Below are 16,529 nucleotides of genomic sequence, written 5' to 3'. Positions count from 1 at the left end.
AAGAGGACATCATGACTGCTGACAAGAAGCTCTCGTACAAGGTCGCCGACATCACGCTCGCAGACTGGGGCCGCAAGGAGATCCGCATCGCCGAGAAGGAGATGCCCGGGCTCATGGCGCTCCGCGCCGAGTACGGCCCGACGCAGCCGCTCAAGGGCGCGCGCATCGCCGGCTGCCTCCACATGACCATCCAGACCGCGGTGCTGATCGAGACGCTGGTCGCCCTCGGCGCCGAGGTCACCTGGTCGAGCTGCAACATCTACTCGACGCAGGACCACGCGGCGGCGGCGATCGCGGCGGCTGGCATCCCGGTCTTCGCCTGGAAGGGCGAGACGCTCGAGGAGTACGACTGGTGCATCGAGCAGCAGCTCTACGCCTTCAAGGGCGGCAAGGGGCCCAACATGATCCTCGACGACGGCGGCGATCTCACGATCGTCGCCCACGAGAAGCACCCGGATCTCTTCACCGGCAACGACGCGATCCGCGGGCTGTCGGAGGAGACGACGACGGGCGTGCACCGGCTCTACGAGATGCACCGCGCCGGCAAGCTGAAGGTGCCGGCGATCAACGTCAACGACTCGGTGACGAAGAGCAAGTTCGACAACCTCTACGGTTGCCGCGAGTCGCTGGGCGACGGGATCAAGCGCGCCACGGACGTGATGTTCGCCGGCAAGGTCGCCGTCGTGTGCGGCTACGGCGACGTCGGCAAGGGATGCGCGCAGTCGCTGCGCGGCCTCGGCGCGCGCGTCATCATCACCGAGATCGACCCGATCTGCGCGCTGCAGGCGGCGATGGAGGGCTACGAGGTGAAGCGCCTCGAGACCGTCGCCCCGGTCGGCGACATCTTCGTCACGGCGACCGGCTGCGCCGACGTGGTCCGGGCCGAGCACATGATCGCGATGAAGGACGAGGCGATCCTCTGCAACATCGGCCACTTCGACTCCGAGATCCAGATCGCGTGGCTCGAGAAGAACCCCGAGATCAAGGAGGAGAACATCAAGCCGCAGGTCGACCACTTCATCTTCCCGGACGGCAAGCGGCTGATCGTCCTCGCGCGCGGCCGGCTCGTGAACCTCGGTTGCGCGACCGGCCACCCGTCGTTCGTGATGTCGACCTCGTTCTCGAACCAGGTGCTCGCGCAGATCGCTCTGTGGACGGAGAAGTACACGGTCGGCGTCCACCTGCTGCCGAAGAAGCTCGACGAGAAGGTCGCCGCGCTCCACCTGCCGAAGCTCGGGGTCGAGCTGACGCAGCTCACGCAGGACCAGGCGAAGTACCTGGGCGTTCCCGCCGAGGGCCCCTTCAAGGCCGAGAACTACCGCTACTGAGCGGCAGGCTTTCGGCGCCTCCGCCGCTGCGGTAGGCGGCCGGTCGATGGATCCTCGCCACAGCAAGGAAGAAGCCCAGCGCTACCTCGACACCTACGCCGCCACCTGCGGCGAGGATCTCGCCCTCCGCGTCTACACCTCCCGCCTGCTCGGCGCCGATCCGTCGCTCGTCCTCCACGGCGGGGGCAACACGAGCGTCAAGAGCACGGCCGTCGACCTGCTCGGCGACCGCGTCGATGTGCTCTTCATCAAGGGCAGCGGGTGGGATCTCGCGACGATCGAGCCGCGCGGCTTCCCGGCGTGCCGCCTCGCGCCGCTCCAGCGCGCGTGCGGGCTCGAGGCGATGACCGACGAGCAGATGGTCGCGCTCCTCCGCGGCCAGATGCTGGATCCATCGAGCCCGACGCCGTCGGTCGAGGCGCTGCTGCACGCGATCATTCCCGCGAAATTCGTCGATCACACGCACGCGGACGCCGTGCTGTCGGTCATCGATCTGCGCGGCTCGGGCGAGGTCGTCCGGGCGATCTACGGCGACGAGGCGCTCTTCGTGCCCTACGTGATGCCGGGCTTCGCGCTCGCGCGCCGCGTCGCCGAGCTCATCCGGGCGCGCCTCGAGCAGGGATCGCTCCCGTCCCTGATGCTCCTCGACAAGCATGGCGTCTTCACGTGGGGAGAGACCGCCGAGGAGAGCTACACGCGCATGATCGACGCGGTCACGCGGGCCGAGCGCTACATCTTCCAGCGCAGCGCGATCGCCTCGCACCCCACCGTGTCGGCGCCGGACCCGGACATCCGCGCCGCCATCGGCCCGGTCGTCCGGGGCGCGCTCGCCCGCGCCTCGGGCCGCCCGTGGGTTTGCGCGCTCCGCACCAGCCTGGAGCTGATCGCGTTCTGCGAGCGCGACGACCTCGCCCGCGTCTCGCAGATCGGCTGCGCGACCCCGGATCACGTCATCCGCACCAAGGCGCGGCCGCTCGTGGTCGACGGCCACGCGGTCGCCGACGTGGGGCGCCTCCGCGCGGCCGTCGAAAAGGGGATCGCGAAGTACGTGGCCGAGTACCACGAGTACTTCCGCCGCTCCTGCGCGGCGCGGGGCGTGACCCGCGACGAGCTCGATCCGTTCCCGCGGGTGCTGCTGTTCCCGGGGGTGGGCGCGCTGTGCGTCGGCGGCTCGCTCGCCGAGGCCGAGATCGTCGCGGACGTCTACGAGCACACCGTCTCCGTGATCGACGCCGCCGAGGCGCTCGGGGGGTACGAGCCGGTCCCCGAGCTCGACCTGTTCGACATGGAGTACTGGAGCCTCGAGCAGGCGAAGCTGAAGCTCGGGGCCGGCCAGAAGGGCCCGCTCGATCGGCGGATCGCGCTGATCACGGGCGCCGCGTCGGGGATCGGCCACGCGACCGCGGCGGCGTTCCTGGCCGCGGGGGCGCACGTGGCGCTCGTCGATCGCGACGAGGAGCCGCTCGAGAAGGCCGCCGCCGAGCTCGGCGGGCGCCACCGCGGCCGCTGCGTCAAGATCGCGTGCGACGTGCGCAGCGAGGCGAGCGTGAACCGGGCGTTCGCGCAGGCCGCGGCGCACTTCGGCGGCGTCGACGTGGTCGTCTCGAACGCCGGCCGCGCGTTCTCCGGGTCCCTCCACACGTCGGAGGGGCACGAGGCGCTGTGCGCCTCGCTCGAGCTGAACCTGCTCGGCCACCAGAACGTCGCCCGCGCGGCGGCGCGGGTGCTGCTCGCCCAGGACGCGGGCGGCGCGCTGCTGTTCAACGCGTCGAAGAGCGCGTTCAACCAGGGGCCCGACTTCGGCCCGTACGCGGTCGCCAAGGCGGCGCTCGTGGCGCTGATGCGCCAGTACGCCGTCGACCTCGGCCCCCAGCGCATCCGGGCGAACGCCGTGAACGCCGACCGCATCCGCACCGCGCTGTTCGGCGCCGGCCTGCTGGAGGCGCGCGCGCGCGCCCGCAACGTCTCGGTCGACGACTACTTCCGCGACAACCTGCTCCGGCGCGAGACCACCGCGGCCGACGTGGCGCAGGGCTTCCTCTACCTCGCGACCGCCGAGGCCACGACCGGCTGCGTCCTGACCGTCGACGGCGGGAACGCGGCGGCGTTCCCCCGGTGAGCGGGCCGGGTCAGAGCCCCCGCGTGCTCGGGCCGCCGCTGCCCTCGCCGAGCGCGGCCTGACCGGGCTGATCGTGGGCGTCGAGCCGGATCTTCTTCCAGTCCCCCGAGCGGAACTTCCACACCATGGTCGCGGCGAGGAGGACCACGTAGATCACGCCGGCCCCCCAGATGCCCATCAGGCCGAAGCCGAGCGTGATGCCGAGCAGCCACGCGAGCGGCACCAGGCAGGTGAAGTGGAGGATGAGCTCCACCACCATCACGAACAGCGTGTTGCCCGCGCCGAAGAGCGCCTGCGTCAGGATCATGCCGACCGCGACGAGCGGCGTGCAGATGCCCATCACCTGGAGCGGCCGGAGCGCCGCGGCCTGGACGAGCTCGCTGCTGCTGGCGAACGCGAGGATCTGCGGGGCGAAGATCGCCTCGAGCAGGCCGACGACGCCGAAGATCGCGAGCCCCAGCCGGACGCTCACCCAGCCGAAGCGCGCGGCCTTGTCGCCGTCCCTCTCGCCGAGCGACTGCGCCACCAGGGTGGCCGTCGACGTGCCGAAGGCCAGGCAGGCGGTGAACGTGAGCTTCAGGATCCCGACGATCACCGTGGTCGCCGCGCCGTAGACCGGCTCGGCGCGGCCGCCCGGGCAGAGCGGCGAGATCACGCCCGCCGGCGCGACCTGGTCGAGCTTGCTGGCGATCGCGTAGAACAGGCCGAAGCCGGTCATGATCGCGATGGTGGCGACGGCGCTCGGGATCGACAGCTTGAGGATGGACCAGGTGAGCGGGGCCGAGAGCTTGCTCGCGGCGAACGGGCGGTAGACGCGCCGGTACTGCGGGAGGAGCGCGTACGCGAGCATGATCGCGAGGCCGACGTAGGTCGAGATGAAGCCCGCGATGCCCGCGCCCGCGATGCCGTACTTCGGGATGCCGAGCGCGTCGTTGCCGAAGATGAGCAGGAGGCACAGCACGATGTTCAGCGCGTTCATCGCGAGCGCCGAGACGAGGTGGATGTGCGTCTTGCCGATCCCGTCGAAGAACGCCTTCAGGGCGAACGTCGCCGCCATCGACGTCACCCCGAGGAGGCGCCACCCGAGGTAGTCGAGCGCCGCCTGGCGCGCGTCCGGCACCTTGATGATGACCGACAGGATGTAGGGCATCGTCAGGTACCCGAGCGCCGAGAAGGCGACGCCGGCGACGAGCGCGAAGAACAGGGCGTTCGCGAGGACCGCGCCCGCGTCCTCGGGCCGCTTCTCGGCGAAGCGGCGCGCGGTGAACGCCTGCGTGCCGACCGAGATCGCGCTGAGCGAGCCGCCGAACAGCCAGAGGACGATCAGCGACGGCAGGAGCGCGGCGTGCGCGTTCGAGGACTCGGGGCACGGCAGGTGCGCGAAGAAGACGATGTCGACCTCGTTGACGATGCTCTGGGTGAGCATCGCCGCGACGGTCGGCAGCGCGAGCCTCAGGATGGCGCGATGGGGTGGGCCCGACGTGACGGCGTTCGGACCGGGCGCGGGCAGGGCAATCTGAGCCATCGCAGGCTGCGCGGTATACAACGCCGCAGCGTGCGCGCGAGAGAAATGCGCCGCGTGCAGCGCAGCTTACTCGGCCTTGGCGACCCGCGACCGCCGCTTGTGACGGCGCCGCTTCGCCTCGCTGTGATCCTCGTGGCCTTCCTTGTTCGGCGTGTCAGCCTCGCCACGGGCCGGTGTCGGCGCGGCGGACTCGCGCGCCGAGGATGAGGACGATCGGTCGCGCGCCTTCGCGTCGCGCTTGGCGACCTCGCGCGAGGCGCGATCCGCCGCGTCGCGCGCGGCGGGCTTGTCGGCTTTCGTGGCCACGCCGCGCGTGGCCACGGCCGGACCGCGCGGCGCAGCCTCGCTCCTGGCAGCCGGCTTCGCGGCCTCCCGCTTCGCGACGGCCGCCGGTGCGGGCGGGGCGACGGGCGCGGCGGCGGACGCGGCCGCGAGGGCCAGAGGCGCCTCGGCCCCCTGCCCCGCCACGCCGGACTCGGCCGCGCCGACTGCCGGCGCCACCGGTGTTTCCGCGGCTGCCGCGACCGTCGGTGTCTCCGCGATCGCCGCCGCTGCAAGCGCGACCGTCGCCGGAGTCTCCGCGCTCGCCGGAGTCTCCGCGCCCGTCGGTGTCTCCGCCGCCGGGGGCGCGCTCGTCACCGGCCCGTCATTCGCACCGACATCGGGCGCAGCGGCCCGGGCCGCCTCGTGGGGCGAAGAGCCCGCGTCGCCCGCGACGTCGATCAGCCTCGCGACCGCCGGGACGCGGGTCGCGATCTCCCGCCCCTTCCCCACGGCGAGCACGCCCGCGACCGTCATCACCGCGGCGACCGCCGCGAACCCGAACACGCGGCGCCGGGAGCGCGCGCGGGCGGGCGCCTCCAGCGCCTTCAGGACGGCGTGGCGCATCTCGGTCGCGCTCTGGAAGCGGACGCTCGGGTGGCGCGCCAGCGCGCGCATCACCAGCTCGTCGACGAACGGCGGGATCTGCCGGGACGGCGCGCGCTCGCGGAGGCGCTCGGGGCTCCCCTTGATCTTCGCGTCGAGCAGCGAGACGAGGCTCGGCTCGACGAACGGCAGGCGCCCGGTGAGCATCTCGTAGAGGACGCAGCCGAGCGCATACAGATCGGCGCGCCCGTCGATGCGCCCCGACGCCGCCTGCTCGGGGGCCATGTACTCCGGCGTCCCCACGATCGCGATCGCGGCCCGCGCCGGCCCCTCCCCCGCGCCGGTCGCGTCGGCGACGCCGTCGACCTCGCCGCGATCCTCGGAGAGGCACTTCGCGAGCCCGAAGTCGAGCAGCTTCAGGCCGGCGTCGGCCAGGGAGGTCGAGCCCACGGCGCCGCTCGGGCGCGTCAGGAACAGGTTCTCGGGCTTCACGTCCCGGTGCACGAGGCCCTCCGCGTGCGCCAGCTCGAGCGCGCTCAGCACCTTGACGGCCATCGCGAGCGCGTCGCGCCAGTCGATCGCGGCCCCGCGGGCGAGCACGGCGTCGAGCGTCTCGCCCTCGAGCAGGTCCATGCCGCAGAACAGGCGGCCATCCGCCGCCATGCCAAAGTCGTGGACCTTCACGAGGTGCTCGTGGGAGAGGCGCGAGAGCACGCGCGCCTCGCGGCGGAAGCGGCCCGCGACAACGTCGGTCGCCGAGTGCTCGGCGGACACGACCTTCAGCGCCACGCGGCGGCCCAGGTCGATGTGCTCGGCCTCGTAGACGGTGCTGCTCGCGCCGGTCCCGATCTCGCGCAGCAGCCGGTACCGCGTGCCCGGCAGCATGCCCTCGTCGCCGCGCTCGGCGGAGGCCATCGCCTCCGCGCGGGGGCTCACCGGCGTCACGGCCGTGGCGCGGTGCGCCTTGGCGGCGGCGACGAGGCTCGCGAACTCGCTGCGCGAGCGCCCCGGCTCGCCCGGGAAGAGCCGCTGCATCAGGTGCGCGGCCCGCGCGCGCACGCCGCGCTCGCCGCCCGGCAAGGCGACCGCCGCCCCGAGGAGCGCGGCGAGATCGCGCGCGGCGGCGCGGCTCGACGGGTACCGCGAGTCCCTGTCGAAGGCGGTGAGCCTCGCGATCACGGCGTCGAGCGCCGGCGGCGCCTCGAGCCCCACGGCGATGGGCGGCGGGTCGTTCTGGTTGCGCGCGACCGCGGCCATGTGCGCCTGCGCGTCGCCCTGGAGGAAGCGTCGGCCGGCGCAGAGCTCCCAGAGCATGATCCCGAGCGCGTAGAGGTCGACCCGCGCGTCGCCCGGGTCGCCGTTGGCGACCTCCGGCGCGACGTAGCCCGGCTTCGCGAACACGACGCCCGCGACGGTGTGGCAACGCCGGTTCTGCCCGCGCGCAGTGCCGAAATCGATGATCTTCACGTCGCCCGAGAACCCGAGCATCACGTTCTGGGGCGACAGGTCGCGGTGCACGATGCCGAGCGCGCCGCCCGACGGGTCCCTGCGCTCGTGCACGTGCGCGAGCGCCTCCGCGATCATCGTGGCGATCGCCACCGCCTCCGCCCAGTCGAAGCGGTGCCCGAGCTGCACCGCGCGGGCCCGGACCTCGCCGAGGCTCCGGCCCTCGACGTGCTCGACCACGGCGTACGGCTCGCCGGTCGCGGGGTCGACGTCCGCCTCGATGACCTGCGCGACGCCGGAGTGCTGGAGCTGCGCCTGCACCCGCGCCTCGTCCAGGAAGCGCGCGATGTAGCTCGGGTCGGACGCGTGCTCGCGGCGGATGATCTTCACGACCACGGGCCGCTCGGCCCCTTCGAGGCCCGTCGTCGAGGCGAGGAACACCTCGCCCATGCCTCCGCGCGCGATGCGCCGCAGGAGCACGTAGCGGCCGAGCGGCCGCGGAACGTCGTCCGCGGCGAAGCCGCTCCTGCTGGGCTCGTGCGAGGGCGGAAGAACCGGACGAGGCACGGTCACCGAGGAGTTCGCCATGGAGCGAACCTACCGGATGTAGGACAAGGTGGGCCAAGTTCGAGAGCCTCGCTTCGCCAGGCCTCAAACCTCGCCGAGATCGCTGGCGAAACCGGCTCAGCGCACCATTTCGACACAGGGGCTCTCCAGATTATCCACAGGGTTATCCACACCCTGTCGACAAAGTCGCGCAACGGACACAGCGCGTGGGCGGAACATGGATCCGTCCAGGGAAGCCTGGAAACGCCGCGATCCCCTGCGGATCCGGGCCATTGCTCTTCCTGCGGGCCTCAGCTAATCCTTGCGAGGGATGCCGCGGCACGCTGTCCAGCGCCTGATGACCTTGCTGACGTTCGCGTTGGCGCTGGTCCTCCCGCTGCGTGCGGGCGCTGCGATCGTTCCGGTCTGCGAGGAGGACCGGATGACACTCGTCGCTCCGCCGGACGAGCCGTCGTGCACCATCCTGACCAGCGTCGACGACGCGACGGGTGAGACGAGGGACGCGCCCATCTGCGATCCCCGCGGCGCCTCCTCGGTCGCCCCGCCCCGCACCCTGCCGATCGCCGACGATCGGATCGACGCGGCCCCCGGGTGCGATGGAGGCGATCCGTCGCCGAGCGTCGGGCCGAACTCGCGCCATCCCGTGCCCGCGAGCGAGCTCTCCAGCGCCGCGCAGCAGGCGCTGATCGTTCCGGAGTTCGTTCTTCCTGCCCCGTTCGCGCCCGCGGTAAGCTTCTCGTTCATCGGGACGGCCGGGGGTCCGCGCGCCGGTGTCGAGCAGGGCGTCTACCACCCGCCTCGGTGAGGCGCGCTCGCCGGCGGGCCGCGGTCGTTCGCGCCGCGTGGTCTCTCGGAGATCGCGCATCGGGGCGCGAGTTCGGCGCCGCCGCGAGATCCGGAGCGTTGCCGGTCTGACCCGAGCCCGAAGGGCGCTCGTCCGGAACCACGTCGCGCAGGCGCGCCCCTCCTCCACGGGCGACGCGCCCCAGGCGGCCGGAGCCGGGCGCTGACGTCGGCGTGCCGGGTCGAGAGCGGTCCCGGCGCTCCGCCGGGGGCTGACGCCGCGCGCACGCGGCGGCGGCTCCTTCGGCCCTGGGTGGCGAGCCATCCAGGGAGTTCGATTGGCCATCTTGTCGCGGGCGCGCCACCTGGTGTCGCGCCCGCGTTGAAGGAGGGGCCCGCCTGGCGGAGCCCCACCAACGTTGAGAGAGGAAACCATTCATGAACAAGGGAACAGCCATCGTCGGCTTTCTTCTCTGCTTCATCGCAGGGATGGGGCTGATGTGGAGCATCGATCGGAGCGCCGGCTCGCGCGGGCATGAGATCGCGGCGGCCGTGGACGACGGGCAGCCGTGGAGCGACGAGGACGCGGCGATCCCGGTCTCGTCGAAGGACCCGCTGTGGGGCTCGCGGACGGCGCCGGTCACCATGGTCGTCTTCAGCGATTTCGAGTGCCCGTTCTGCAGCAGGGTCGAGACCACGATCAACCAGCTCAAGGAGAAGTACGGCCCCGAGAAGCTGCGGATCGTCTGGAAGAACAACCCGCTCCCCTTCCACAAGAACGCGCGCCCGGCGGCGCTCGCGGCCGAGACCGTGTTCCGCCTCGGCGGGTCGAAGGCGTTCTGGAAGTTCCACGAGCTCGCCTTCCAGAACCAGAAGGCCCTCACGCCCGCCAACTTCGAGGCGTGGGCCGCCGAGGCCGGCGTCGACAAGGCGAAGTTCAAGGCGGCGTACGATCGGCAGGAGTACATGGCCAAGATCGACGCCGACATGGCCGTCGGCAAGTCGTCCGGCGTCACCGGCACGCCTGCCTCGATCATCAACGGCGTGTTCCTGAGCGGCGCTCAGCCGGTCGACAAGTTCACCGCCGTCATCGACGAGCAGCTCAAGGCCGCGCAGGCGGCGGTCGCCTCGGGCACCAAGCCTGACAAGGTGTACGCCAAGCTCGCCGCGGAGAACAAGGCGAAGGCGCCCCCCAAGCAGGACCGCGAGCGCCCGCAGGAGGACGACAAGACCGTCTGGAAGGTGCCCGTCGGCGACGCGCCCGCCAAGGGCCCGGCGACCGCGCTGGTCACCATCGTCGAGTGGTCCGATTTCCAGTGCCCCTTCTGCAGCAAGGTCGTCCCGACGATCGACGAGCTCCTCACGACCTACGGGGACAAGGTCCGGTTCGTCTGGAAGAACAACCCGCTCCCGTTCCATCAGCGCGCCGAGCCCGCGGCCGAGCTCGCCATGGAGGCCCGCGCTCAGAAGGGCGACAAGGGCTTCTGGGACGCGTACTACCTGCTCTGGAAGAACCAGCAGAAGCTCAACGACGAGGACCTGCTCGGCTACGCCAAGGAGCTCGGGCTCGACGTCGAGAAGGTGAAGGTCGCGATCACGACCAAGAAGTACGGCGCGTCCATCGCCGCCGATCAGGAGCTCGCGGACGACCTGCAGGCGTCCGGGACCCCGCACTTCTTCATCAACGGCCGCAGGCTCGTCGGCGCGCAGCCGGTCGACAAGTTCAAGACGATCATCGACGAGGAGATCAAGAAGGCCGAGGGGCTGCTCGCGAAGGGCGTTCCGGCCAAGGACCTCTACGCCGAGATCATCAAGGACGGCAAGGAGCCGCCGCCGCCCGAGCGCAAGGAGGTCGCCGCACCGGCGCCGAACAGCCCGTGGAAGGGCGGCGAGCGCGCCAAGGTCGTGATGCAGGTCTTCTCGGACTTCGAGTGCCCGTTCTGCAAGCGCGTCGAGGACACGGTCTCGCAGGTCTCGAAGACCTACGGCGACAAGCTGAAGATCGTGTGGCGCCACCGGCCGCTGCCGATGCACAAGAACGCGCCGCTCGCCTCTGAGGCCGCGCAGGAGGCTTACGCGCAGAAGGGCAACGCCGGGTTCTGGGCGTACCACGAGCTGCTCTTCAAGAACCAGGGGCAGCCGGAGGCCTTCTCGCGCGCCTCGCTCGAGAAGTACGCCGAGGAGGTGGGCCTCGACATGACGAAGTTCAAGAAGGCGCTCGACACGAACACCCACAAGGCGTTCGTCGAGGCCGAGAACTCCGTCGCCGACAAGGCGGGCATCAGCGGCACGCCGGCGTTCGTCGTGAACGGCTACTTCATCAGCGGCGCGCAGCCGTTCTCGAAGTTCAAGAAGCTCATCGACAAGGCCATGAAGGAGGCCGGCGAGACCGCGCCTGCCGCCGCGAAGGTGGAAGCCCCGAAGAAGCCGGCTGGCGCCGTGCAGCCCGCCGCCGCTCCGGCCGCGCCCGCCCCGAAGTGAGCCGCCGCCGCGCGGCCTGACTTCCCCTCCCCCAGACCAACCCGCACCGAGGGCGGCTCCCGTGATCCGGAGAGCCGCCCACCTCCCTGATCGACGCCGCGGTCCGATGGACGCTGCGGTGCGCGCCCGTGTTTCTTGGGGCAGGGCCGCCAGCCGCGTCGAGGCGCGGCAGGGCCGCCAGGTCGCGGTCGCGCGGGCAGCGTCAGCTCGTCGAGCGGAACCGCGAGCGCCCCTCGGAGGTCCACCACGCGCGGTAGCGCTGCTGGGCGGCCTCTCGCTCCTGCCGCGGGAGGTCCTCGTAGTAGCCGAAGTACTCCTTGGTGATGCCCTTCAGCTCGTCGATCGCCGCGCGACGGATCGCGGGCTTCTCGTGCGTGAGCGCGTCGATGATCCACTCGACGCGGTGGCGCTCGCCGTTCCTCGACCACCACGACGCCCACCTGCGCGCGTCGCGGCCGAGATCGTCCCGCGTGATCACGACCAGCGCCCGGGCCGCGGCCTCGACGATCGCCTCGTGAGGATCGGTGAGCGCGCTGATCAGCGCGGGGACGGCGGACCCGGCGCGGATCTCGGCCGTCGTGTCGATGGCGGTCAACCGCCGCGTCGGCGATTCCTCGCGGTCGCGCGTGATGTGCTCGAGCCCCTGCAAGATCGGACCGCCCGCGGGCGGCGCCGCGATCAGTAAGGCGGCCGACCGCACCGCGATGCGGCGGACGGCCAGGTTGTCGTCGAAGAGCCGGGGGAGCAGCGCGTTGGCGGCCTCGGGGTATGGGAGCTCGCCGAGCACGTGCGTGGCCCAGAAGCGCACCTCGGGATCGGGCGAGGCGCTCCGCACGGTCATGAAGGGGAGCGCCGGGCGCCGGATCGCCACGATCAGCTCGAGCAGCGGTCCGCACTGCGAGGCGGGCGGCGCGGCGGCGACGCCCGCGGCGCCGTCCGGGCCGGCGACCTGCTCACGGAAGCGCTGGCGCTCGACCCGGAGCGGGCCGGGGAAGCGCGCGGCGACGATCGAGACCGCCGTCTCACCGTTGCGCACGAGCTCGGCGAACGCCCGCGCGCCCGCCTCGCCGCCCGTGAGGACGTGCTGCAGGAGCGAGGTGTACTCCGCGCGCAGATCGCCTGCCGGAGAGGCCGCGGCGCGCCGCTCGGACGGGGGCCGCGGGTACGCGACGGAGCCCTCGACGGTGACGGGCGTGCGACGGCGCGAGGCGGAGCGACCCGCGGCCGGCGCCGGTCCGGGCTCGCGGTGCTCCTCGCCGCCGGGCATGATCGAGCTGTCGAGCATCCACGGAGGGCGTGAGTACCGCCTCGTCCGCGCGTCCTCAGGCTCGCTGAGATCCTCCGGCGGCGAGGGGGCCGGCGCAGCAGGGATCTCGAGGTCGGGGATCTCGTCGATGACCGCCGGCGGCGCGGGCGCCATGACCGCCGGCATCATCGGCGCCGTGACCGCCGGCATCATCGGCGCCGTGACCGCCGTGCCCGATACGACGTCGGCGCCGGCCTCGAGGCCCAGGCGGAACTGCGGCTCGACCGGGCGGCTCGGTGCGTGCGGCATCGGTGCCGGCGGGATGGTCGAGCTGAACGCCATCGCGTGCGCGGGGCCCTCATCCGGCTGCACGGGCTCGGCCTCCACGCCGGTGCCGCGGAGCCCGAAGGCCCTCGCGACAGCGTCGATCCCCGAGCCGCCGTCCTCCGTGGACCAGCCGCCCTGCGGCGGCGGGCCCTGCGGCGGCGCGCCCTGCGGCGCGACGTCCGCGCTGTCGGCGCGCCGCGACTCCTCCGGGCCGAGAGCTGCATGCACGTCGGGCCGGGCGGACCCAGCATCTGCGACGGGCGAGCCGTGCGTCTCGACACGGAGCATGTTGCTCAGCTCGAGGAGCGCGGCGCGGGTGCGCATGGAGAGCGGCCCCTCCGCGGCGTGCTCGTCGGTGGGCGCGGCTGCCTCGTGCGGCGGCACGGCGGCGGGCTGCGGCGGCGCCGAGGCCCGGTGCGGCGGCACGGCGGCGGGCTGCGGCGGCGCCGAGGCCCGGTGCGGCGGCACGGCGGAGTCACGGGCCGCCGGGCTGTCGCTCTGCTGGGTCGCGCCGCTCCGGTTCAGCTTCTTCCGCAGGATGAGCCGCTCCAGAACCGTCGCGGCGAGCCCGGCGAGCGCGATGAGATCGCCGAGGCTGGAGAGCTCGACCGAGGTGGCGCCGTCGTCGCCGTAGATGAGCGCGACGACGCGGCCGCGCACGACGACCGGAACGACGGCCACGGCGGCCGCGTGGACCTTCCGGCCGAGCTCGCGCTGGAGCTCGACGTCGGGGGCGCTGCCGGCGAGGGCGGTGACGAGCGGCGCGCGGAGCGCGCGCGCCCTCGCGAGGACGCTCGGGCGATCGAAGGGCGCCGCGATCTTCGCGACGCGCTCGCGCTCTGCGCCTGGGCCTGCGGCATTGCGGCCCTCGGCGCGCTCGCCGTGCACCGTGAACAGGACCGTGTACTCGAAGTACTGCTGCGCGAAGTCGAAGAGGACCGCGAGCACCGCCTCGCTCGCGTCGGCCGCGGCGAGCTCCTGCTCGGCCATGGCCAGCGTGAACGGGCCCTTCCGCCGCTGCGCAGCGGGCGCGGACCGGCCCGCGGCGCGCATGGGGACCTCCGCCGCGGGCGCGCTGGACGAGCGATCGCGCTGCTCCGCGACCGCCGCCGCGGGCGCCGCAGCAGCGGGCGCCACGGCGGCAGGTGCCAGATCCGCGGGCGCCGTGGCCGCAGGAACCAGCGCCGCGGCCGGCACGGCGACGGGCGCAACGGGAGCCGCTCCGCCGGGCTGACGCTGGAGCGAGGCGGCCGCTTGCGGCACCGCATCTTGCTGAGCGCGGTGCGCGGCCGATGCCCGCTTCAGCCAGCCCGTCAGCAGGTAATTGGCCCCCGTCGGCGGACGCACGCCGGATGTCGCCGGCACCTGCGGTGTCGGCGACGCCGCCGGCGGCACAGGCGCTGCGACCGGCGGCTCCGTCACCGCCACGACCGCCGCGGCGTGCACCGCTTCCGACGCGGCGAACGACGCCAGCCGCGGCGCGAGCTCCTCGGGGCGCGGCGTCGGCTCTGCAGGCTCGATCGCGGGCTCTCCACGCGACGGTGCCGCGTGGTCCGGAGGCTCGGCCTCCTCGCCCGGGCCTCCTATGGCGCTCTCGTCCCTGGCCGCAGCCGCGTTCTCCCGATCGCGCTGCGGCGCGATCTCGGTCACGCGTGACGCGGGCGCCTCGACGCGAGGCGTGCGTGCCTCGAGATAACGGAACGAAGGCAGGTCGAGCGGGTATTCGGCGACGACGGTCGGCTCGTCATCCAGCTCGTGGAGCGGCGGCTTCCTCGGCGTGGGCACGGCCTCGCTGAGCACGACGTCCGCGCTCACCGTCTCCTCGTCATAGATCGAGGTCAGCGCCTCGACGGTCGGTGCATCGTCGATGCTGTGCCGCTTCTGTTTCTGCGTCTCGGCCGCCTCCGCGCGGTCATCGACCGCGGCGGGCGCGGCCGCATCGATCAGCGCGCGCGAGGCTGCGCCGACTCCGGAAGGCAGCGTCGCGTCGTCGTCTGCGGCCGGCGCTGCATCGGCTCCGGAAGGCGGCGCCGCGGCGACGTCTGCGGCCGGCGCTGCATCGACTCCGGCAGGCGGCGTCGCGTCGATGTCTGCGGACGGCGCTGCCTCCTGCGCACCAGCAGGCGCCGCCGCCTCGCCTCCGGCGGGCGACGCCGCATCGACGATGGCGGCGCTCCCGGCGGGTGAGGGTGGCGGCGGAGGCGCTCTGGGCGGGAGCGCTGCGGCCGCCGCAGCGCTGCTCTCGACCGCCTCCGTGAGGCTCGGCTCGGCGCGCGCGTCGAGCTGCTTCACGAGCCGCGACATGCGCCGATCGAGGGCGATCCCATGGTGCTCGGCGAGCGCCTGGCGGATGCGCACGAGCGGCGCCGCGAGCTGACGCAGGCTGACCCCCAGCGCGACGCTCAGCTTCTCCGCCACCGCCGGCGCCAGAGGCTCGGCCGTGGCGATGACCAGCGTCGCCTCGGGCTGCGGTGCCCCGATCGCCGCGGCCTCGAGATCCGTGCGCACGTCGAGCGGGAACACGCGGTGCTCGACCGCGAGATCGACCGGCACGACCCGGAGCACCTCGGGCGACGCGGGGCGCAGGCGGCCCACGGCGGGCGGCAGCCCGAGGCTCTCCGCGAGCAGCGCCGTGAGATCGCGCTCGCGCACCGCGCCCAGCTCCAGCACGTTCGTGGCGAGGTCACCGCCGTGGAGCACCTGGCGAGCGATCGCCTCCTCGACGACTCGCATCGAGGTAACCCCATGCTGCACGAGGAGAGAGCTCAGCGTCGGCATCGAGGCGCATTCATCCGTGTGCGGTGGAAGATGGAGCACGCCCGCGACGTGCGACCCAGTTCATCCTAGACGAAGTCTTCATCGGACACGATCCGCGCGTTGGGGCCCCGAAAGACCTCGGCCTGCCATCATCGCCGCCGACCGCGTGGCAACGGCCCCACGCCTCACACAGACTCCGGGGGAGCGTTCCCTTCAACGCCGCCGAGGGTACACGTGAAGCGCAGCCCGGTCGCAGCATGGTCCGCGCCCGTCGCCGATGCGCCGCCATCCCGGCGCTCGGACGAGGGCTCCACGGTCAGCCCGCCCCCATGCGCGTCGAGGATGCCTCGCGCGATCGCGAGCCCGAGGCCGAGCCGCTCGCGGCGGCGCGGCGCCACCGGGTCGGCGGGGATCGCCGCCCGCTCGCCGAACGGATCGAGCAACCGAGCGAGCGGCTCCGGAGGGACGGGGCCCGCCTCGTCGACGACGGTCACCACCGGCCCGACGCCGGCGCTCGCGACGCGGACCCGGATCGGCCGATCGCGCGACCGCAGGATGGCGAAGCCGAGCACGTACTCGAGCGCCACCCTGAGCAGCTCTGGATCCCCCTCCAGCGCGGCGTCGCCCTCGAGCTCAGCTTCGAAGGAGATGCGCACGCCGCGAGCGGCAGCCGCCCCCTCGAGGTGCGCGGCCGCGCGGCGGACGAGCTCGACGGCGTCACACCGGGCGATCGCCATCGGACGGCTCGCGTCCGCGCGGAGCCAGATGGAGTTGTCGAACTCGTCGAGCAGCCGCTTCAGCCGCTCGCCTGCGCCTCGCACGCGCTCCAGCATGTCGCGCGGCCCTGCGCCGAGGTCCTTCTGGTAACGCAAAAGATAATGGACCCCCGCGAGCATGGTCGCCAGCTCGCCCCGCAGGTCGTGGCCCACGCGCGCGAAGAACTCGTCATTCATCCACATAAACGCCTGCTCCGAATATGCAGCAGCGCGGAGCTTGAGCATCAGACGAGCAAGCCAACTGTCGTCGGGCTCACCCCGAAACGGCGGTCGCCGGCCGGCGAGGACGAACGGCGCAGAGCCCCCA

Annotated in this window: 8 protein-coding genes; 4 read left to right on the top strand and 4 right to left on the bottom strand. The window is 72.7% G+C overall.

What is annotated here, in order from left to right; genetic code table 11:
• The first annotated feature begins 11 nt into the window (after window positions 1-11).
• On the top strand, window positions 12-1,328 hold the full coding sequence (gene ahcY / locus WME96_RS14875; RefSeq protein WP_437290770.1) for an adenosylhomocysteinase: 1,317 nt from the start codon (window positions 12-14) through the stop codon (window positions 1,326-1,328).
• A 46-nt stretch (window positions 1,329-1,374) separates the two neighbouring features.
• Complete coding sequence (locus WME96_RS14870) at window positions 1,375-3,447, top strand: bifunctional aldolase/short-chain dehydrogenase (RefSeq protein ID WP_437290769.1); 2,073 nt, start codon at window positions 1,375-1,377, stop codon at window positions 3,445-3,447.
• A gap of 10 nt (window positions 3,448-3,457) precedes the next feature.
• On the opposite strand, the gene WME96_RS14865 is transcribed toward WME96_RS14870, so the two are convergent.
• A complete protein-coding gene (locus WME96_RS14865; RefSeq protein WP_437290768.1) occupies window positions 3,458-4,972 on the bottom strand; it encodes an MATE family efflux transporter in 1,515 nt (504 codons plus the stop codon).
• 66 nt (window positions 4,973-5,038) lie between these two features.
• Complete coding sequence (locus WME96_RS14860; protein ID WP_437290767.1) at window positions 5,039-7,873, bottom strand: protein kinase domain-containing protein; 2,835 nt, start codon at window positions 7,871-7,873, stop codon at window positions 5,039-5,041.
• Window positions 7,874-8,273: 400 nt separating this feature from the next.
• Here WME96_RS14860 and WME96_RS14855 point away from each other — a divergent pair, with 400 nt between their 5' ends.
• Complete coding sequence (locus WME96_RS14855) at window positions 8,274-8,657, top strand: hypothetical protein (RefSeq protein WP_437290766.1); 384 nt, start codon at window positions 8,274-8,276, stop codon at window positions 8,655-8,657.
• Window positions 8,658-9,073: 416 nt separating this feature from the next.
• A complete protein-coding gene (locus WME96_RS14850) occupies window positions 9,074-11,116 on the top strand; it encodes a DsbA family protein (protein WP_437290765.1) in 2,043 nt (680 codons plus the stop codon).
• A 202-nt stretch (window positions 11,117-11,318) separates the two neighbouring features.
• Here the strand turns inward: WME96_RS14850 and WME96_RS14845 are convergent, their stop codons facing one another.
• Both WME96_RS14845 and WME96_RS14840 read right to left on the bottom strand, forming a co-directional pair.
• Window positions 11,319-15,422, bottom strand: a complete 4,104-nt coding sequence (locus tag WME96_RS14845; RefSeq protein WP_437290764.1) for a hypothetical protein — start codon at window positions 15,420-15,422, stop codon at window positions 11,319-11,321.
• A 209-nt stretch (window positions 15,423-15,631) separates the two neighbouring features.
• Window positions 15,632-16,399: a sensor histidine kinase gene (locus WME96_RS14840; RefSeq protein ID WP_437290763.1), complete on the bottom strand. Its 768-nt coding sequence runs from the start codon at window positions 16,397-16,399 to the stop codon at window positions 15,632-15,634.
• Window positions 16,400-16,529 lie beyond the last annotated feature (130 nt).

Origin of the sequence: Sorangium sp. So ce406, from assembly GCF_051474675.1 — a bacterium.
Taxonomy (GTDB): domain Bacteria; phylum Myxococcota_A; class Polyangia; order Polyangiales; family Polyangiaceae; genus Sorangium; species Sorangium cellulosum_G.
This window is presented reverse-complemented; position numbering and strand designations above follow the sequence as displayed.